This window comes from Roseinatronobacter sp. S2, assembly GCF_029581395.1.
Classification (GTDB): Bacteria; Pseudomonadota; Alphaproteobacteria; order Rhodobacterales; family Rhodobacteraceae; genus Roseinatronobacter.
In genome coordinates, this window is record NZ_CP121113.1 from 269513 (window position 1) to 288608 (window position 19096).

The window sequence follows — 19096 nt, forward strand, 5'->3', positions numbered from 1 at the left end:
AGGCCAGCCCGCGCAAACCCGCCTGAGCAAGGATAAACTGAGGAATTTTATGGCAGTCGTCGTCGTCGAATCGCCCGCCAAGGCCAAGACAATCAACAAATATCTGGGGCCGGGCTACACGGTTCTTGCGTCTTTTGGCCATGTCCGCGACCTGCCGCCAAAGGATGGTTCTGTCGACCCCGAGCATGATTTCGAGATGAAATGGGAGATCGCCAGCGATTCCCGCAAGCATGTAAAGGCCATCGCCGACGCCCTGAAGGACGACAACGAACTGATCCTTGCGACCGACCCCGACCGCGAAGGCGAAGCGATCAGCTGGCACCTGACCGAAGCGCTGGAAAAATCGCGCGCGATCAAGAAAACCACATCGGTCAAGCGTGTGGTATTCAACGCCATCACCAAAGCCGCCGTGACCGAAGCCATGAAAAACCCGCGCGAAGTGGACATGCCGCTGGTGCGCGCCTATCTGGCGCGGCGTGCGCTGGACTATCTGGTGGGGTTCAACCTGTCGCCGGTTCTGTGGCGCAAACTGCCCGGTGCGAAATCGGCAGGGCGCGTGCAATCGGTCTGCCTGCGCCTGATTGTCGAACGCGAGATGGAGATCGAGGCCTTTCGCAGTCAGGAATACTGGTCTGTGTCCGCAGGTCTGACCACCCCGCGCGGGCAGGAATTCGGCGCGAAACTGGTCAGTTTCGCAGGCAAGAAGCTGGACAAGTTCGATCTGGCGACATCGGAAGCGGCGGAACTTGCCGTGCAGGCCGTCCAGTCACGCGACCTGACCGTCACCTCGGTCGAGGCGAAACCCGGCAGCCGCAACCCGTCAGCCCCCTTCATGACATCGACCCTGCAACAAGAAGCCAGCCGCAAATTCGGCATGGGCGCAAAGCACTGCATGTCCACCGCCCAACGCCTGTATGAAGCGGGCCACATCACCTATATGCGGACAGATGGCATCGACATGGCGCCCGAAGCCGTGATGGCCACGCGCGATGTCATCAAGGACCGCTACGGCGCGGATTATGTGCCGAAATCCCCGCGGATGTATAAAAACAAGGCCAAGAACGCGCAGGAAGCGCATGAATGTATCCGCCCCACGGAAATGGCCACCAGCCCCGACCGGCTGAAAATCACCGATAGCGACCAGCGCAAATTGTATGATCTGATCTGGAAACGGACAATCGCCTGCCAGATGGAAGCCGCGCGTCTGGAACGCACCACGGTTGAAATTGGCAGCCGCGACGGGCAGGTGGGCCTGCGCGCCACCGGTCAGGTTGTGCTGTTTGACGGGTTCCTGAAGGTCTATGAAGAAGGGCGCGACGATGTTGTCGATGATGACGACAAGCGCCTGCCGCAAATGACCCAGGGCGATGCGCTGACAAAACGATCCGTCACCCCAGAGCAGCATTTCACCCAGCCCCCGCCCCGCTATACCGAGGCTACGCTGGTCAAGCGCATGGAAGAACTGGGCATTGGCCGCCCGTCCACCTATGCCAGCATTGTCACCACGATTCAGGATCGCGGCTATGTCGTCAAGGACAAGAACCGCCTGATTGCACAGGATAAGGGCCGCTTGGTCACCATTTTCCTTGTCAATTATTTCAGCCGCTATCTGGAATATGATTTCACCGCAGCACTGGAAGAACAGCTTGACGATGTGTCCGCCGGTGAACGCGACTACAAGGAAGTGCTGGAACGTTTCTGGCGCGATTTTTCCGCAGCCATTGCCGAAACATCGGAATTGCGCATCACCGAAGTGCTGGAAAAAATAGACGAGGTTCTGGCACCGCATCTGTATCCCCCGCGCGAAGACGGCAGTGACCCCCGGTCCTGCCCGAAATGTGGCGCAGGGCGGCTGAACCTGAAAACCGCACGCTCCGGCGGGGCCTTCATCGGGTGCAACAACTACCCTGAATGCCGCTACACCCGCCCCCTTGCCGGCGAAGGCGAAGGCAATGCCGAACTTGCAGGCGACGGCAAGCTGCTGGGCCATGATGCGGGCGACCCGATTTCCCTGCGCACAGGGCGTTTTGGCCCCTATGTCCAGCGCGGAGAGGCAACAACAGAAATCCCCAAACCGCCCCGCGCATCATTGCCCAAAGGGTGGGAAATCGACAGCATTGATCTGGAACGCGCGCTTATGCTGCTGGCCCTGCCGCGCCCTGTCGGCCCCCACCCCGAAGATGGCGAGTTGATAGAGGCGGGCATCGGGCGCTATGGCCCGTTTGTCAAACACGGCAAGAAATACGCCAACCTGCCGGAGGTGGACGAGGTGTTCACCATTGGCATGAACCGCGCGGTCGAGGTGCTGGCCGCCAAGCAAATCCGCGGGCGGGCGGTGGCCGAGCCGCTGAAAACACTGGGCGCGCACCCCGATGGCGGTGATCTGGCCGTGATGAAGGGGCGTTATGGCCCCTATGTCAAATGGGAGAAGATCAACGCGACCCTGCCCAAAGACATGGAACCGGACACCATAACGCTGGAACAGGCGGTTGAACTGGTGAATGCCAAGGCCGCAACCAAACCCAAGGCGAAGAAACCCGCCGCCAAAAAAGCCGCTGCCAAGAAACCCGCGGCCAAAAAGCCAGCCGCAAAGAAGGCCAGCCCGAAGAAGAAACCTGCCGAGGGCTGACACATCCGCAACCTGTGCAAGTGTTGACTTCACCACAATGCCGCGCCATCAGATTGGCCAGATCACGAATGGAGGGAATGAAGCAATGAAGAAAGTCTACGGCTCTGCCACCGAGGCCCTGGACGGGCTGCTATTTGACGGGATGACCATTGCCGCAGGCGGTTTCGGTCTGTGCGGCATTCCCGAACTGCTGATTGATGCAATTCGGGATGCAGGCACGAAGGATCTGACCATCGCATCCAACAATGCAGGCGTGGATGATTTCGGCCTTGGCGTCCTTTTGAAAACCCGTCAGGTCAAGAAAATGATGTCGTCCTATGTCGGCGAGAATGCGGAATTCATGCGCCAGTATCTGAGCGGAGAGCTGGAACTGGAATTCAACCCGCAGGGCACTTTGGCCGAACGCATGCGCGCGGGCGGTGCGGGCATTCCGGGCTTTTACACGCGCACCGGCGTCGGCACCCGGATTGCCGACGGCAAAGAGCATAAGGAATTCGGCGGCGAAACCTTCATTCTGGAACGCGGAATCATGGCTGATCTGTCCATCGTCAAGGCGTGGAAGGCCGACACCACCGGCAATGCGATTTTCCGCAAGACAGCGCGCAACTTCAACCCGCCAGCCGCCAAATGCGGCAAAATCTGCGTGCTGGAGGTCGAAGAAATCGTGGAACCCGGCACCCTTGACCCGGATCATGTGCATCTGCCGGGCATCTATGTGAACCGCCTGATTCAGGGACAGCACGAAAAACGCATCGAACAGCGCACGACGCGCGCGGCTTAAGGGGGAACGACACATGGCTTGGGACCGCAACCAGATGGCCGCACGCGCGGCGCAGGAACTTCAGGACGGGATGTATGTGAACCTTGGTATCGGTATTCCGACCCTGGTGGCCAATTACATCCCCGAAGGTGTGACCGTCACCCTGCAATCAGAAAACGGGATGCTGGGCATCGGCCCCTTCCCGACCGAAGAAAATGTCGATGCAGACCTGATCAATGCAGGCAAGCAAACTGTGACTGCATTGCCGCATACGGCCTATTTCGACAGCGCCGAATCCTTCGCCATGATCCGTGGTGGCAAGATCAACATGGCAATCCTTGGCGCGATGGAAGTTGCCGAAAACGGCGATATCGCAAACTGGATGATTCCGGGCAAACTGGTCAAGGGCATGGGTGGCGCTATGGACCTTGTCGCGGGCGTGGAACGCATTGTGGTGGTCATGGATCACACCAATAAAGCGGGCGAGTCCAAATTGCTGAAAGCCTGCACCCTGCCGCTGACGGCACAAGGCGTCGTCAAGCGCATCATCACCAATCTGGGTGTTCTGGATGTGGTCGAAGGTGGGTTGAAAATCATCGAATGCGCAGATGGTGTCAGCGAAGATGACATTCGCAACGCGACCGAAGCTGCAATCGTGAACTGATCTATCTCAGGGGCGGCCCGTTTGCGGGCGGCCCCTGACGCGCGCGGGCCTATTGCGCCCAATCGGGTTTTCGCTTGTCCAGAAAGGCAGAAATCCCTTCATCTGTGTCGCGCCACAGCATGTTTTCCACCATCACTTCGGCGGTATGGGCATAGGCGTCCGCCACACTCATTTCGGCCTGCGCATAGAACGCCTGCTTGCCGATTTTCACGGCATTTCCCAGTTTTCCGGCAACCGTCTGCGCCAGCGCCATGGTCTGGCTGTCCAGTTGGTCGGCGGCAACAACCCGGTTGACCAGCCCCAGTTCTGCGGCGCGCGCGGCATCGATGAACTGTCCGGTGGTCAGCATTTCAAACGCCTGTTTGCGCGGTATGTTGCGGGTCAGTGCGACCATGGGCGTGGAACAAAACAGCCCGATATTCACCCCGTTCACCCCGAACCTTGTGCCTTCGGCAGCAACGGCCATATCGCAGCTTGCAACCAACTGGCAGCCAGCGGCGGTGGCAATTCCGTGCACTTCGGCGATCACCGGTTGCGGCAGCGCTGGAATCACCTGCATCAGCGCCGCGCAGTGCGCAAACAAATCCGCGAAATAGGCCGCCCCCTTGTCATCTGTCGCACGACCGGCCTGCATTTCCTTCAGGTCATGTCCCGCACAAAACGCCTTGCCCGCACCGCGCAAGACAATGACCTTGACGTCATTTTGCTGCGATAGCGCTGAAAGCTGCGCAGACAGCGCGGCTATCATCGCATCGGACAGCGCATTCAGATTGGACGGGGAATTCAGCGTAACCCGCGCAATCCCTGCCGTGACGTCACATTGAACAATTGCATCACTCATCTTGTCATTCCTCCCGTGCTGCGCAGACTATAGCGACGCAGGGATGCAGGCAAAAGTCAATCGCAACAGGGGGGGCAGGCATGGAAATGAATCGCGCGGCGCTGACCGAATTTCTGAAATCCGAATTCCGGCAAGTCGCCGATATGTTTGCAATCGAAGATGTCCGGCCCCGCGCCGTCACTGTTCGCTTGCTGCATGATGAACGCCACCTGCGCCCGGGCGGCACTGTTTCAGGCCCGGCCATGTTCGCCTTGGCAGATGTGTCTGTCTATCTGGCGATCCTGTCCATGATCGGGCCAAAGGCGCTAAGTGTGACGACAAATTGCTCCATCGATTTCATGCGCAAACCTGCCGCGAATGTCGATCTGATCTGTCAGGCCCGCATTCTGAAACTGGGTCGCATTCTGGCGGTGGGGGATTGCCTGTTATTCTCTGACGGGCTGGAAGACCCCGTTGCGCGGGCGTCGCTGACCTATTCCATCCCGCCAAATCCCGCCTGAACCGGCCGAACTCATAGCACTGCCGCGACATGCCCCCAGAACGGCCACCCCCATGCGCAAGGCCCCTGACGCAGATCAGGGGCCGACAGGGCGGGCGGGTGGGCGCAATGGGGGTGGCTGTTCTGGTCAAGCGCGCCGCGGCTTGCTATGGCATATCCGGCAACCATCCCAGAGGATCAGATGACACCTGCCGCCCGCCTGCAAGCCACCATCGACATTCTCGACCGGATTCTGGCTGGCACCCCCGCCGAGCAAGCCCTGACAGGCTGGGCCCGCAGCAGCCGTTATGCCGGGTCCAAAGACCGTGCCGCCATCCGTGACCATGTGTTTGATTGCCTGCGCTGCAAGCGCTCTTTTGCACATCTGGGCGGTGCTGACACCGGACGCGGGCTGGTGCTGGGGTTGCTGCGGGCGCAGGGCCATGCGCCGGACACGCTTTTCACCGGTCAAGGCTATGCCCCGCAGCCATTGTCCCCTGATGAATCGTCCCCGCCCGCCACTGACCCGCCGCAAAGTACCGCGCTTGATTGCCCTGATTGGCTGGCCGATGACCTGCGCGACAGTCTGGGTGCCGGTTTCACGCCGGTCATGCAGGCCCTGCAACACCGCGCCCCGGTATATCTGCGCGTCAATCTGGCGCGGACCACCCGCGCCCATGCCGCGCAGCTTCTGGCACGCGATGGCATTGAAACCCGCCCCCACCCCCTGGCCGAGACCGCACTTGAAGTGACAGAAAACGCCCGCCGCGTGCGGCAGTCGGACAGCTTTATCAACGGCTTGGTTGAATTGCAGGATGCCGCATCACAGGCTGTCATCCAGTCCATTCCCTTGACCAAAGCTGCACATGTGCTGGACTATTGCGCAGGCGGTGGCGGCAAGGCATTGGCCCTTGCAGCCCTTGGTGCACAGGTCACAGCACATGATGCGAACCCCGCCCGCATGAAGGATATTCCCGAACGCGCGCGCCGCGCTGGTGTCACAATTTCGATGCAGCAGACACCCCAGGGGGTGTTCGATATCGTGCTTGCAGATGTGCCATGTTCAGGATCAGGCAGCTGGCGGCGCGCGCCCGCCGGAAAATGGTCACTGGATCGCGCCGCCCTTGATGCGCTGCTACAGGTGCAGTCCACCATCTTGAACGACGCCAGCCAGCATGTCAGGCCGGGCGGGCAATTATGCTATGTGACATGCTCTTTGCTGAACGCAGAGAATGCAGATCAGGTCACACAATTTCTTAACCGCGCCCCCCAATTCAAGCTTGCCTTGCAAAAACGGCTCACACCATTGGACGGCGGTGACGGGTTTTTTCTGGCCGTGTTGCAACACTGCGCCTGAAATCGGACCTGCACGCACAACCAAGGATTGTCTAACCTGGCAGGGCCTTGTTAACTATTTTTCAATAGCATTGTTTATAAAGTAATTTTCAGCGTCACATCTCAGGGCATGCCGACTGCATGGCCGTCCATTTTGTCAGAATATCATGCAGCTATTATCCGAATTTCGCCCGCGCCATCTGTCCTTGCTCGCTTTGGCCGGGCTTGCGGTGTGTATCGGTGCGGTTTTGGTGCTTGCCGATTCGACCCTGTCCATGGCGGGCCTTGCCATCGGGGCGTCACTTGTGATGGCCGCGGCACTTCTGTGGGCGGGCCGGATGGTTGCGCACGCGCTGCACCGGAATGAACGGCTGGCCATCAGGACAATTCTGGATAATTCCGAAACAGCGTGTTTTCTGGTTTCCGGCAGCGACCAGACCATCCAATGGCAAAACCGTGCGGCAATCGCGCATTTCGGCCCGCTGCACGACCTTGTGGCGTTGCTTGGCAATTACTGCGCGGCGCCGGTCAGTTTCATAACCCAGTTGCATGATCAGGCACAGGCACGCGGAAATGCGACCAGATATCTGGGCATCGGCGCGCAGGCGTCGCGGCTGGAAGTGGTTGTGACCAATGGCGGCAATTTCCTTTGGCGTATCCCAACCGTTTCCGCCCCGCAGGACCAGTATGAATTGCCCTTGGAATGGGTTCTGTCCGACACGTCAGGGCGGGTTCGATACATCTCCCCGTTGCTTGCGGCGCTGTATGAAACACCCCCCGAATACATTCACGACCTTGTCGGGCAGGACATGCCTGATCTGAATCAGGCGTCGCAGGTCCAGTTGGCCCACACGTCCATGAACCGCCTTGCCTGCCGGATGGAACATGGCGCGGATACCGAAGCTGTTGTTTTTCTGCCCGCGCAACTGGCCCGCGCCCCGATTGTTGATGCCGATACCGCATTGAACCTGCTGCCTGTCGCAATCGCGCATATCGCGCCGGACGGGCGCATTGCATTCGCCAACAGGGAAGCGCGTTATCTTTTGCATCTGAACACACATCAAGATGTCGCGTTCAGTGACCGGCTGGAGGGGTTGGGCAGGCCGATTTATGAATGGATGGAAGATGTCCGCTCTGGCAGGCTGAAGCGCAGCACGGAAGTCATGCGATTGGTCCGGCCCGGCGAAGAAACCTATATTCAGGTATCGCTTCGGGCGCTGGCCTCTGGCCCGGCAGGCTATACGCTTGCGGTCATGAATGACGCAACAGAACTCAAATCCCTGGAGGCCAAATTCACGCAAAGCCAGAAAATGCAGGCGATCGGGCAGCTTGCCGGTGGCGTTGCCCATGATTTCAACAATCTGCTGACCGCAATATCGGGGCATTGCGAATTGATCCTGATGCGCCATGACAGCAGTGATGTCGACTATCCAGATCTGATGCAGATCCAGCAAAACAGCAACCGCGCCGCGGCCCTTGTGCGCCAGTTGCTGGCGTTTTCACGCAAACAGACCCTTCAGTTTGAAACGCTGGATCTGCAAGCGGCACTTGCTGAACTGGTGCATCTGCTAAACCGGCTGGTCGGTGCCAAGATTACCCTGTCCTTGCGCTATGCCGAACAGACAATCAACATCCGGTCCGACAGGCGCCAGTTCGAGCAGATTCTTGTCAATCTGGTGGTGAATGCACGCGACGCCATGCCTTTGGGCGGCGAGGTGGTGATCGAAACGGCCATGCGCAAACTGCCGCAAGGGCTGCGTCGGGACCAGGCCACATTGCCGCCTGGCGACTATGCGGTAATTGAAGTGCGCGACAAGGGACAAGGCATCCCCAAGGCCAACCTGTCCAAACTGTTCGAGCCGTTTTTTACAACCAAACGCCAGGGCGAAGGCACCGGGCTGGGGTTGTCCACAGTCTATGGGCTGGTCAAGCAAATGGGTGGTTTCATCTTCATCGACAGCGAAGAAGGGACCGGAACGACCGTCAGCCTGTATTTCAAGCCACAACCCGCAGAAGCAACCCCCCGCAAGGCCCCGCCTGCGAAAGCCGCATTGCCTGCGCAGGCAAAACGCCCGCGCAGCCTTGTGCTTCTGGTCGAGGATGAAGCGCCTGTGCGGTCTTTCGCAGCGCGGGCCTTGCAGTTGCAAGGGCACCGCGTGCTGGAGGCAGAATCCGGAGAGGCTGCGTTGCAGATACTTGCGGATGACGACATCTGCCCCGATCTGTTCGTTACCGATGTAATCATGCCCGGTATTGACGGGCCGGGCTGGGTCACCAAAATACGCGACAAGTACCCGCAAACACCGGTTGTTTTCATGTCCGGCTATGCCGAAGACAGCCGGTCCGCCGCGCAGGCGAGGGTGGAAAATTCGGTCTTTCTGGCAAAACCGTTTTCGTTAAGCGATTTCACCGCGACCGTGAATGCGCAATTGTTGCAGCATGCGGATAGCAAGGGGTAAGGTGCGTGCCGCCTTGCATGGGGGGGTGCACTGGCGTTTTTGCAGGGCATAAAGCAACCGTCCGAACCTTGGCCATGCTTTCAGATTGCATCATCGGGGGCGGCCCTTTACGGTGCAGGGATAATGCACAGCGGCGCTGATCTTGCGCAGTCGCCGCTGCGGCTGGATCACATGCCTTTTCCATCAGGACGCCCATGACCGACCAGACCCCCCGCCTTAGCCCTGCCGACATCCAGCGCGCGATTGACACCAAGACAAAGCCGGTTGGCGCATTGGGACGCCTTGAGACGCTGGCCGCCCAGATTGCCGCGTTTCGCAACAGCCTGACGCCGCGCATCGACACCTGCATTCTGACAATTTTTGCAGCAGATCACGGCATCGCCTATGAAGGTGTGTCTGCCTACCCGCAGGAAGTGACTGCGCAGATGATGCTGAACTTTCTGGCGGGCGGGGCCGCCGCGAATGTGTTTGCCGCAACGCTGAATATCCCTGTGCAGGTTGTCGATGCAGGTGTTGCGGGCGGCGCCGTTGCCCACCCGAACCTGATTTCACGCCGCATTGCTGCGGGCAGTGCCAGTTTTCTGACCGGTCCCGCCATGACCCCCGACCAACTGGCGCTGGCGCTGGCACATGGCGCGGATATTGCGCGCGACACGACCGCCGATGCGCTGGCTTTCGGGGAAATGGGCATTGCCAACACGGCAACCGCCAGCATGATATTGCACAAGCTGTCGGGTCTGGATTTGCACCAACTGGTTGGCCGTGGAACAGGTGTCGATGACGCCGCCCTTGCCCATAAGCACCACGTTTTGCAACAAGCCGCCGCGCGCTGCCCCGACGCCATGACGCCCGACACCATTCTGGCCGAATATGGCGGTTTTGAAATTGCTATGATGGCGGGCGCGATGCAGCATGCCGCAGAAACCGGCCGGTTGGTGCTGGTCGATGGCTTTATCGCCACTGCGGCCGCCGCCGCAGCCCTTGCGCGTGCCCCACATATTCGCCCCGCACTGATTTTCTGCCACCGGTCGCAGGAAACGGGCCATCGCGCGGCGCTGGAGTGGCTGGATGCCGAGCCCCTGCTGGATCTGGACATGCGGCTGGGCGAGGGGACGGGCGCATTGCTGGCATGGCCGCTGGTCAAGGCGGCGGCCGCAATGTTGTGCGATATGGCCAGTTTCGAAAGCGCTGGCGTAAGCACAGGCTGACATAATGGCCAGTTTGCGCGACATGGCCGCTGAATATGCCCTGGCCCTGCAATTTCTAAGCCGCCTTCCGGTCGGGCGCGCCGCCCGCTACAGCCCCGAACGCTGGGCGCATGTTCCGCGCTGGTTCGGGCTGGTGGGGCTGGTGTTGGGGCTTGTTGCTGCGGCACTGCTATGGGCAGGCGCACAGGTCTTGCCGCAACCGGTGGCCGTGGCGCTGACACTTGGCGCCATGATGCTGATGACCGGTGCCTTGCACGAAGACGGGCTGGCCGATGCCGCTGACGGCATGGGCGGCGGGCGCACACCGGACCACGCGTTGGAAATCATGCGCGACAGCCGTATCGGCAGTTATGGCGTGCTTGCCGTGATGATGGCAGTGGTGTTGCAAGCGGCCTGTCTGGTTTTGATGCCGCTGTCATGGGCCATGGGGGCGCTGGTTCTGGCGCATGTGTTCAGCCGGTCCGTTATGGCGCTGGCCCTTGGGCAAGGGCGGTATTTACGCGCCCGCGGGGCAGGGACGGGCCTTGGCCGGCCCTTGGGCACAGCTGGGCTGGTGCTGATATCGGGCGCGATCCTATGTGCCGTGGTCATCGGGTTGATGTTGGCAATTCCGCTGCTGGCGATGGTGTTGGCGATTGTCATCAGCGGTGGCGCGGCTGCATTCTGGCTGCACATCACAAGGCGCAAACTGGCAGGCGACACCGGCGACACATTGGGTGCCGCGCAGGTGATTGCGGCCACGGCCTGCATGATCGGGGTGGTGGCATGGGTATGATGTTGCTGCGCCATACACAGCCGGATGTGGCGGCTGGCATTTGCTACGGGCGCAGCGATCTGGACCTTGCGCCCTGCTTTGCGGATACCGCGCGCGGCATCATTGATACATTGCCGGATGTGTCGCGCATTGTGTCATCGCCGCTGACACGCTGCCTGCGACTGGCGCAGTTTGTGGCACAGGCACGCGCCCTGCCCCTTCACATCGACCCGCGCCTGAGCGAAATGGATTTCGGCACATGGGAAGGGCAGCCATGGGATGCCATACCGCGCGATCAGCTGGACGCATGGGCGCGCGACATTCTGCATGCCCGCCCGCACGGGGGCGAAAGCGTGGCAGCCCTGCGCGCGCGCACATTGGCGGCATTGCGCGACCATGCCGCCCCCGCAACGCTGGTGGTCACCCATCACGGCGTCATAAAATGCGCCCGCAGCCTGACCATGGGTGATGACGCGTGGCAATCGAACCTGCCATTCGGACAATGGATCACAGTTTCAACGCAGGTGATCGCCAATGCCCCATGACCTGACCCTGATCCTTGGCGGCGCACGGTCGGGCAAAAGCGCGCTTGCGGAACGCGAAATCACCGCCCTGCCCCCGCCATGGCACTACATCGCCACTGCGCAGGCATTTGATGATGAAATGCGCGCGCGCATCAGCCAGCACCGCCACCGCCGCGCAGCGGGCTGGCAGACGCATGAAGACCCGTTTGATCTGGCAGCGCGGCTGACAAACCTGCCGGACGGCGCGCCGGTATTGGTGGATTGCCTGACCCTGTGGCTGACAAACCACCTGCTGGCCGATCATGACATTCCCGCCCGGATTGCCACGCTGGAAACAGCGCTGGCCGCGCGCAAGGGGCCGGTGTGGCTGGTCTCCAATGAGGTGGGCCTTGGGATTGTGCCCGAAAACACCCTTGCCCGCAGGTTCCGCGATGAAGCGGGCGTTCTGAACCAGCGTATCGCCACCCTTGCCAGCCGGGTCATTTTCGTGGCCGCCGGCCTGCCGTTGCAATTGAAGGGACCGGCCCGCCCCCCTATGATGGACCCATGACACAAACACCCCGCTTCATTCATCTGCGCACGCATACCGAATATTCCCTGCTTGAAGGGGCCTTGCCGCTGAAAAAGCTGATCAAGGACTGCGCCGCGCAAAACATTCCCGCAATCGCGGTGACCGACACGGACAACATGTTTGCCGCGCTGGAATTTTCGGTGCTGGCATCAGGCGCAGGCGTGCAGCCGATCATCGGGTGCCAGATTTCCGTAGCCTATGACCCGCCCGCCCCCGGTGAGAAGTTGCGCATGCCCGCCCCCGTCGTGCTGCTTGCGCAGTCCGAAGCGGGGTATATGAGCCTGATGAAGCTGAATTCCTGCCTGTATCTGCCCAAGGACAGGCCCGTGCCACAGGTCACGCTGGAGGAGTTGGAGCAGTATGCAGAGGGGCTGATCTGCCTGTCGGGCGGGGCCGAAGGGGCCGTGGGCAAGCTGATCCAGACCAACCAGCTGCCAAAGGCACGCGCGCTGATGGAACGGCTGGCGGCAACCTACCCGGACCGGCTGTATGTCGAATTGCAACGCCACGCTGGCGAAGACGGCCAGATGATGGAAGCCCAGCGCGTGACCGAACGCCCGTTCGTGGAAATGGCCTATGCGATGGGCCTGCCGCTGGTGGCGACCAATGATGTCTATTTTCCCAAATCCAAGATGTATGAAGCCCATGACGCGCTTTTGTGCATCAAGGACGGCGCCTATGTTGATCAGGCCGCGCCGCGCCGCCGCCTGACGCCCCAGCATTACCTGAAATCCCCCGAAGAAATGGCCGCCCTGTTTGCCGACCTGCCCGAGGCGCTGGAAAACACGGTCGAAATTGCACGCCGCTGCGCCTATATGGCCGAACGGCGCGCCCCCATCCTGCCGCGCTTTGCCGATGACGAGGTGCAGGAACTGCGCCGTCAGGCCAAAGAAGGGCTGGCCACGCGTCTGGCCGTTATTCCCCATGCCGCCCCAGTGGAGGAGTATGAGCAACGGCTGGAATTTGAACTGGGCATCATCGAAGGCATGGGCTTTCCCGGCTATTTCCTGATTGTTGCCGATTTCATCAAATGGGCCAAAGATAACGGCATTCCCGTTGGTCCCGGCCGGGGGTCGGGCGCGGGGTCGCTGGTGGCCTATGCGCTGACGATCACCGATCTGGACCCGCTGCGCTATGCCCTGCTGTTTGAACGCTTTTTGAACCCTGAACGTGTGTCCATGCCGGATTTCGACATCGATTTCTGCATGGATCGCCGCGAAGAAGTCATCCGCTACACCCAGAACAAATACGGTGACGACAAGGTAGGGCAGATCATCACCTTCGGCGCGCTGTTGTCCAAGGCTGCGGTGCGCGATGTCGGGCGCGTGCTGCAACTGCCCTTCGGGCAGGTGGACAAACTGTCCAAGATGATCCCGGTCGAAGGGGTCAAACCTGTCAGCATTGAAAAAGCGCTGGCAGATGAACCGCGCCTGCGCGAAGCTGCCAAGTCGGAAGAAGTCGTGGACCGGCTGCTGACCTATGCCCAACAGGTCGAAGGGTTGTTGCGCAACGCGTCAACCCATGCGGCGGGTGTGGTCATCGGGGACCGCCCGCTGGATGCGCTGGTTCCGCTGTATCGCGACCCGAAATCGAACATGCCTGCCACGCAGTTCAACATGAAATGGGTGGAACAGGCGGGGCTGGTCAAGTTCGACTTTCTGGGTCTGAAAACCCTGACAGTCATCCAGAACGCGATTGATCTGCTGAAACGGCGCGGCGTCGATCTGGACATATCCGCCATCCCGCTGGATGATGAAGCGACCTACAAGCTTTATGCCAGTGCGCGCACAGTGGCCGTGTTTCAGGTGGAAAGTTCGGGCATGATGGATGCGCTGCGGCGCATGAAACCCACCTGTATCGAAGATATTGTGGCGCTTGTGGCGCTGTATCGCCCCGGCCCCATGGAAAACATTCCCACCTATTGCGAGGTGAAGAACGGGTTGAGGCCGCTGGAATCAATTCACCCGTCGATTGATTTCATTTTGGAAGAAACCCAAGGCATCATCGTCTATCAGGAACAGGTGATGCAGATTGCGCAGGTCATGGCGGGCTACTCGCTTGGCGGTGCGGACCTGTTGCGCCGCGCCATGGGCAAGAAAATCGCCGAAGAAATGGCCAAGGAACGCCCCAAATTCGTGAAAGGGGCCATTGCCAACGGCGTGGATGAAAAGAAAGCAGGCGAGGTGTTCGACCTGCTGGAAAAATTCGCCAATTACGGGTTTAACAAATCCCACGCCGCCGCCTATGCCGTGGTCAGCTACCAGACGGGCTATCTGAAGGCGAATTATCCGGTCGAATTCATGGCCGGTGTTATGAATTGCGATATCCACCTGACTGAAAAACTGGCCGTCTATAAGCGCGAAGTGGACAGGATGGGCATTACCGTGGTGCCACCTTGCGTCAACCGGTCGCGGGCGCGATTTGATGTGCAGGACGGTGCGCTGGTCTATGCGCTTGGTGCGCTGAAGAATGTGGGGCTGGACGCCATGCGCCTGATCGTGGACGGGCGCGGCGACAAACCGTTTGTCACGCTGTTCGATCTGGCCCGCCGCGTGGACCTGAAGCGCGTGGGCAAACGCGCGCTGGAAATGCTGGCGCGCGCGGGCGCGTTTGACCAGCTGGACCGCAACCGCAGGCGAGTGTTCGACAGCCTTGACGGGCTGGTCAGCTATTCGGCGGCCATCCATGATGCGCGCGCGTCCAATCAGGTGTCGCTGTTTGGCGAGGCGGGCGCCGATATTCCCGAACCGCGCCTGTCCAAATGTGACGACTGGCTGCCAACGGAACGGCTGGGGCATGAACATCAGGCGATCGGCTTTTACCTGTCCGGCCATCCGCTGGATGATTACACAGCCGCATTGAAACGCAAACAGGTCATGACACTGGCCGAGGTTGAGAAAAAGGCCGCAGGCGGGGCGTTTGTGGCCAAGATCGCAGGTGCCGTGTCGGGGCGGCAGGAACGCAAATCCGCGCGGGGAAACCGCTTTGCCTTTGTCCAGTTGTCGGACACGACAGGGCTATATGAAGTGACCGTGTTTTCCGACACACTGGAAGCAGGCCGCCAGTATCTTGAAACCGGCCAGAACGTGGTTCTGACGGTCGAGGCCACAATGGAAGCCGAAACCCTGAAACTGCTGGCGCGCAGCATCCAGCCGATTGATTCGGTCGTTGCAGATGCAGATGCGGCAGGATTGCGCATTCATGTCGACACTGTCAGCGCCGTTGAATCCGTGGCGAAACTGCTGGGACAGGGGCGCGCACAGGCCCAAAGGGGTCAAGGTCCGGTGCGGTTTTGCGTGGCAGATCCGGGACAGGGGCGCGAAATCGACATCGACACGGGCCTGAATTTCGCCATCACCCCGCAAATCAAAGGGGCGGTAAAATCCCTGGGCGGGGTTGTCATGATTGAGGATATCTGACCAACCGCAATGGCGACTGCCATCAGGTTGCGCCATGTGACCTGCCAAAGGCAGGACGCATGGCTTGCCAGTGGGGGCGCATCGGGGCGCAGCCCCCGATGCGCCCCACACCTACTTCGCAGGAAATGGCGTCAGCCCGAAATCATCTCGGACTGGCGCACAATCACTTCGGCCTGTTTGATCGATGCAATATCAACCAGACGCCCCTTATAGACTGTCGCCCCTTCGCCGCGCGCTTTCGCAGCCTCCATCGCGGCCAGAATTTCACGGGCTTCGGCCACCGCCTCATTCGACGGGGTGAACACGTCGTTGGCCAGCGCGATCTGTTTGGGGTGGATCGCCCATTTGCCCACCATGCCCAGCGTGGCAGAGCGCCGCGCCTGCGCGCGAAACCCTTCATCATCGCTGAAATCCCCGAACGGTCCGTCAACCGGCAAAACCCCATGCGTCCGGCAGGCCGCGACAATGGCGGATTGCGCCCAGTGCCACGGGTCCGACCAATGGCGCGCGCCGTCATGCAGCATGTAGTAATTTTCCTGCGTGCCGCCGATCCCTGTCGTGGCCATGCCCATGGATGCCGCGAAATCAGCCGCACCCAGACTCATGGCCTGCAAGCGCGGGCTGGATGCTGCAATCTCATCGACATTCGCAATGCCTGCCGCAGATTCGATAATCACTTCAAAACTGATGCGCCGCTTGCGCCCTTTGGCTGCTTCAATGGCCGTGACCAGCGCATCAACCGCATAGACATCCGCTGCACAGCCCACTTTCGGGATCATGATCTGGTCTAGCCGGTCGCTGGATTGTTCCAGCAAATCAACAACATCACGATACCAGAATGGCGTATCCAGCCCGTTGATACGCACCGACAGGTATTTATTGCCCCAATCCACATCATGGGTCGCGGCGATGATATTCGCACGCGCCGTGTCCTTGTCGGACGGGGCGACCGAATCTTCCAGATCAAGGTTAATGACATCCGCATCCGATGCCGCCATCTTCTGAAACAACGCAACGCGCGAGCCTGGCCCGAACAACTGGCAGCGATTGGGGCGCGCAGGCGGGGCCGGTTGGATACGAAAGCTCATTCATCACCTCACTGGACAGTAAATTTCGATTTGAACTTGCTTTTGGTTATAATGTTGCGCACCACTTCGCAAGGCGATTTCTGCACCTGCACGATAGCGATGGCGATCAGACAGGCGAACGCAAAAAATCTGCGCATGATCGTCGTTTTGCACGATAATCTTGTGCAAAACCCTCTGCGTATCTGAGAATTAACGATATACTTGCCCGAATTCCGCGCAAAACTGCGACAAAGTCAAACATCCTTCAGGAGCATACCATGATTCAGACCCCTTACCTGCTGTTCCTGGGCGATGCGCCCGATCCGCTTGCCGCAAAGGTCGCGCAGGGCATCAAGGATTGGCGCCCGGACTACGCCATCGGCCAGTTCCGTATGGAGGGTTGCCGCGCAGATATGGGCCTGCCCGACATGACACTGGCCGACGCCAAAGCGGCAGGGGCCAAAACGCTGGTCATCGGTGTGGCCAATCGCGGCGGCGTCATTTCGAGCGCCTGGAAAAAGGTTCTGGTGACAGCCCTTGAAGAAGGCTTCGATCTGGCATCGGGGCTGCACAACCTGCTGCGCGACGAGCCGGACCTGAAAGCCGTGGCCGAGGCGACAGGACGCCAGTTGCACGACGTGCGTGTTCCATCGGTGAAATACCCCATCGCCAATGGCGAAAAACGCAGCGGCAAACGGTGTCTGGCCGTTGGAACCGATTGCTCGGTGGGCAAAATGTATACGGCCCTGTGCATGGAGCGCGAAATGGTCGCGCGTGGCATGAAAGCCACGTTTCGCGCAACCGGCCAGACCGGTATTCTGATTACCGGCGACGGTGTGCCGCTGGATGCGGTGATCGCGGATTTCATGGCAGGCGCCATCGAGTGGCTGACGCCGGACAATGATGCTGACCACTGGGATCTGATCGAAGGGCAGGGCAGCCTGTTTCATGTGTCCTATTCCGGTGTGACCATGGCCCTGATCCATGGCGGACAGCCCGACGCATTGATCCTGTCGCATGAACCCACGCGCACGCATATGCGCGGGCTGCCCGGATACGCCCTGCCGGAATTGACAGATTTGCGTGACACCGCGCTGCATCTGGCACGCATCGCAAACCCGGCGGCACAGGTGATCGGGATTTCGGTCAACACGGCCGCCATGAGCGAGCAGGACGCGCTGGAGTATTGCGCCAGGGTTGAGGCGGAGATGGGCCTGCCGACTGTGGACCCGTATCGTCACGGGGCGGGAAAACTGGTGGATGCGCTGGCCGCGCTATAATCGCGCGCGGCATATGCCATGTAAAAGGGGCGTTGCCCCTCTGGGGCCTTTGGCCCCATTCACCCCAGGATATTTGAACCAGAATGAAAAGGGCAGGACATGTTGACAGTGACCCATGACAGGTTTCGACTGGCCGAGGTGTTTACAATCGCGCGCGGATCGCGGACGCATGCGGATGTGGTGACTGTGAGCCTGCTGCGTGACGGTGCAAGCGGGCGCGGGGAATGTGTGCCTTATGCAAGATACGGGGAGAGTATCGATTCGGTCCGTCGCGAGATTGAGGCGCTGGCAACCGGAATCGGGCGGGAGGCGTTGCAGGATGTTTTGCCAGCCGGTGCCGCGCGCAATGCCGTTGATTGTGCCTTGTGGGACCGGGAGGCCAAGCGGGCAGGAAAACGCGTGTGGGAGTTGGCGGGCCTGACGGCACCCGGACCGCTGGTGACGGCATTTACCCTGTCGCTGGATACGCCCGACAAGATGGAAGCGGCGGCGCGGCGCCATGCCGCGCGCCCCTTGCTGAAGATCAAGCTGGGCACCCCTGACGACATGCCGCGGCTGGAAGCCGTGCGACGCGGGGCGCCCGATACGCGCATTATCATTGACGCGAATGAAGGCTGGAGTGCCGAGGTGTATGCAGAGCTTGCGCCACATCTGATAGGGTTGGGCGTGGCCATGGTCGAGCAACCGCTGCCCGCAGGCGACGATGGCATGCTGGGTGAAATTGCGCGCCCGCTGCCGGTTTGCGCTGACGAGTCCTGCCATGACCGCGCCAGCCTGCCTGCGCTGAAGGGCAAGTATGACATGGTCAATATCAAGCTGGACAAGACCGGCGGGCTGACAGAGGCGCTGGCCCTGCGCGACGCCGCGCGCGCGGACGGGTTTGGCGTGATGGTGGGCTGCATGGTTGGCAGTTCGCTGGCCATGGCCCCTGCGGTACTGGTGGCGCAAGGGGCGGATATTGTCGATCTTGACGGCCCGCTTTTGCTGGCAGAGGATCGTGATCCGCCGCTGATTTATGATGAACAGGGGGTTCATCCTTCGACGGCTGCGCTTTGGGGTTGATCACCCTTTTCCAACGCCTGAACATGCGTTATGGATCATCCGAAA

General features: G+C 60.3%; 15 protein-coding genes. 13 read left to right on the forward strand and 2 right to left on the reverse strand.

Translation table 11 applies throughout. The annotated features are described in order from the left end of the window. The first annotated feature begins 49 nt into the window (after positions 1–49). From topA to P8S53_RS01260, 3 genes are all read left to right on the forward strand, one after another. Positions 50–2629: a type I DNA topoisomerase gene (gene topA, locus P8S53_RS01250; RefSeq protein ID WP_277805358.1), complete on the forward strand. Its 2580-nt coding sequence runs from the start codon at positions 50–52 to the stop codon at positions 2627–2629. Between the two features lie 85 nt (positions 2630–2714). Continuing rightward, a complete protein-coding gene (locus P8S53_RS01255) occupies positions 2715–3410 on the forward strand; it encodes a CoA transferase subunit A (RefSeq protein WP_277805359.1) in 696 nt (231 codons plus the stop codon). 13 nt (positions 3411–3423) lie between these two features. Beyond that, positions 3424–4053: a CoA transferase subunit B gene (locus tag P8S53_RS01260; protein ID WP_277805360.1), complete on the forward strand. Its 630-nt coding sequence runs from the start codon at positions 3424–3426 to the stop codon at positions 4051–4053. Between the two features lie 49 nt (positions 4054–4102). On the opposite strand, the gene P8S53_RS01265 is transcribed toward P8S53_RS01260, so the two are convergent. Then, positions 4103–4894, reverse strand: a complete 792-nt coding sequence (locus P8S53_RS01265) for an enoyl-CoA hydratase (RefSeq protein ID WP_277805361.1) — start codon at positions 4892–4894, stop codon at positions 4103–4105. A gap of 80 nt (positions 4895–4974) precedes the next feature. Between P8S53_RS01265 and P8S53_RS01270 the strand changes: the two genes are divergently transcribed. The 8 genes from P8S53_RS01270 to dnaE all read left to right on the forward strand — a co-directional run bounded on the left by P8S53_RS01270 (position 4975) and on the right by dnaE (position 15642). Continuing rightward, positions 4975–5394, forward strand: coding sequence for a PaaI family thioesterase (locus P8S53_RS01270; protein ID WP_277805362.1), 420 nt, complete (start codon positions 4975–4977; stop codon positions 5392–5394). Positions 5395–5574: 180 nt separating this feature from the next. Then, positions 5575–6729, forward strand: a complete 1155-nt coding sequence (locus P8S53_RS01275) for an RsmB/NOP family class I SAM-dependent RNA methyltransferase (protein ID WP_277805363.1) — start codon at positions 5575–5577, stop codon at positions 6727–6729. A gap of 145 nt (positions 6730–6874) precedes the next feature. Further along, positions 6875–9166: a PAS domain-containing sensor histidine kinase gene (locus tag P8S53_RS01280; protein ID WP_277805364.1), complete on the forward strand. Its 2292-nt coding sequence runs from the start codon at positions 6875–6877 to the stop codon at positions 9164–9166. 194 nt (positions 9167–9360) lie between these two features. After that, positions 9361–10374, forward strand: a complete 1014-nt coding sequence (gene cobT, locus P8S53_RS01285) for a nicotinate-nucleotide--dimethylbenzimidazole phosphoribosyltransferase (protein WP_277805365.1) — start codon at positions 9361–9363, stop codon at positions 10372–10374. A 4-nt stretch (positions 10375–10378) separates the two neighbouring features. Next, on the forward strand, positions 10379–11149 hold the full coding sequence (locus tag P8S53_RS01290; RefSeq protein WP_277805366.1) for an adenosylcobinamide-GDP ribazoletransferase: 771 nt from the start codon (positions 10379–10381) through the stop codon (positions 11147–11149). After that, entirely contained in the window at positions 11140–11673 is a 534-nt protein-coding gene (gene cobC / locus P8S53_RS01295) for an alpha-ribazole phosphatase family protein (RefSeq protein WP_277805367.1), read from the forward strand. The genes P8S53_RS01290 and cobC overlap by 10 nt, the downstream gene beginning before the upstream one ends. Next, on the forward strand, positions 11663–12202 hold the full coding sequence (cobU, locus tag P8S53_RS01300) for a bifunctional adenosylcobinamide kinase/adenosylcobinamide-phosphate guanylyltransferase (protein ID WP_277805368.1): 540 nt from the start codon (positions 11663–11665) through the stop codon (positions 12200–12202). Before cobC ends, cobU begins: the two co-directional genes overlap by 11 nt. Beyond that, complete coding sequence (gene dnaE / locus P8S53_RS01305; protein WP_277805369.1) at positions 12199–15642, forward strand: DNA polymerase III subunit alpha; 3444 nt, start codon at positions 12199–12201, stop codon at positions 15640–15642. Before cobU ends, dnaE begins: the two co-directional genes overlap by 4 nt. 131 nt (positions 15643–15773) lie before the next feature. Here the strand turns inward: dnaE and P8S53_RS01310 are convergent, their stop codons facing one another. After that, a complete protein-coding gene (locus P8S53_RS01310) occupies positions 15774–16730 on the reverse strand; it encodes an L-malyl-CoA/beta-methylmalyl-CoA lyase (RefSeq protein WP_277805370.1) in 957 nt (318 codons plus the stop codon). Positions 16731–16987: 257 nt separating this feature from the next. On the opposite strand from P8S53_RS01310, the gene dgcN reads away from it, so the two are divergent. Together dgcN and dgcA are read left to right on the forward strand one after the other, a co-directional pair. Further along, positions 16988–17989, forward strand: a complete 1002-nt coding sequence (gene dgcN, locus P8S53_RS01315) for an N-acetyltransferase DgcN (RefSeq protein ID WP_277805371.1) — start codon at positions 16988–16990, stop codon at positions 17987–17989. A 99-nt stretch (positions 17990–18088) separates the two neighbouring features. Further along, positions 18089–19051, forward strand: coding sequence for an N-acetyl-D-Glu racemase DgcA (gene dgcA, locus P8S53_RS01320; protein WP_277805372.1), 963 nt, complete (start codon positions 18089–18091; stop codon positions 19049–19051). Positions 19052–19096 lie beyond the last annotated feature (45 nt).

What these genes read in the sequence shown, in the direction of transcription:
- topA (WP_277805358.1), top strand. Translation starts at nt 50, where the DNA reads ATGGCAGTCGTCGTCGTCGAATCGCCCGCCAAGGCCAAGACAATCAAC.
- dgcA (WP_277805372.1), top strand. Translation starts at nt 18,089, where the DNA reads ATGTTGACAGTGACCCATGACAGGTTTCGACTGGCCGAGGTGTTTACA.
- P8S53_RS01310 (WP_277805370.1), bottom strand. Translation starts at nt 16,730, where the DNA reads ATGAGCTTTCGTATCCAACCGGCCCCGCCTGCGCGCCCCAATCGCTGC.
- P8S53_RS01275 (WP_277805363.1), top strand. Translation starts at nt 5,575, where the DNA reads ATGACACCTGCCGCCCGCCTGCAAGCCACCATCGACATTCTCGACCGG.
- cobU (WP_277805368.1), top strand. Translation starts at nt 11,663, where the DNA reads ATGCCCCATGACCTGACCCTGATCCTTGGCGGCGCACGGTCGGGCAAA.
- dgcN (WP_277805371.1), top strand. Translation starts at nt 16,988, where the DNA reads ATGATTCAGACCCCTTACCTGCTGTTCCTGGGCGATGCGCCCGATCCG.
- P8S53_RS01280 (WP_277805364.1), top strand. Translation starts at nt 6,875, where the DNA reads ATGCAGCTATTATCCGAATTTCGCCCGCGCCATCTGTCCTTGCTCGCT.
- P8S53_RS01260 (WP_277805360.1), top strand. Translation starts at nt 3,424, where the DNA reads ATGGCTTGGGACCGCAACCAGATGGCCGCACGCGCGGCGCAGGAACTT.
- P8S53_RS01270 (WP_277805362.1), top strand. Translation starts at nt 4,975, where the DNA reads ATGGAAATGAATCGCGCGGCGCTGACCGAATTTCTGAAATCCGAATTC.
- P8S53_RS01265 (WP_277805361.1), bottom strand. Translation starts at nt 4,894, where the DNA reads ATGAGTGATGCAATTGTTCAATGTGACGTCACGGCAGGGATTGCGCGG.
- P8S53_RS01255 (WP_277805359.1), top strand. Translation starts at nt 2,715, where the DNA reads ATGAAGAAAGTCTACGGCTCTGCCACCGAGGCCCTGGACGGGCTGCTA.
- cobC (WP_277805367.1), top strand. Translation starts at nt 11,140, where the DNA reads ATGGGTATGATGTTGCTGCGCCATACACAGCCGGATGTGGCGGCTGGC.
- P8S53_RS01290 (WP_277805366.1), top strand. Translation starts at nt 10,379, where the DNA reads ATGGCCAGTTTGCGCGACATGGCCGCTGAATATGCCCTGGCCCTGCAA.
- cobT (WP_277805365.1), top strand. Translation starts at nt 9,361, where the DNA reads ATGACCGACCAGACCCCCCGCCTTAGCCCTGCCGACATCCAGCGCGCG.
- dnaE (WP_277805369.1), top strand. Translation starts at nt 12,199, where the DNA reads ATGACACAAACACCCCGCTTCATTCATCTGCGCACGCATACCGAATAT.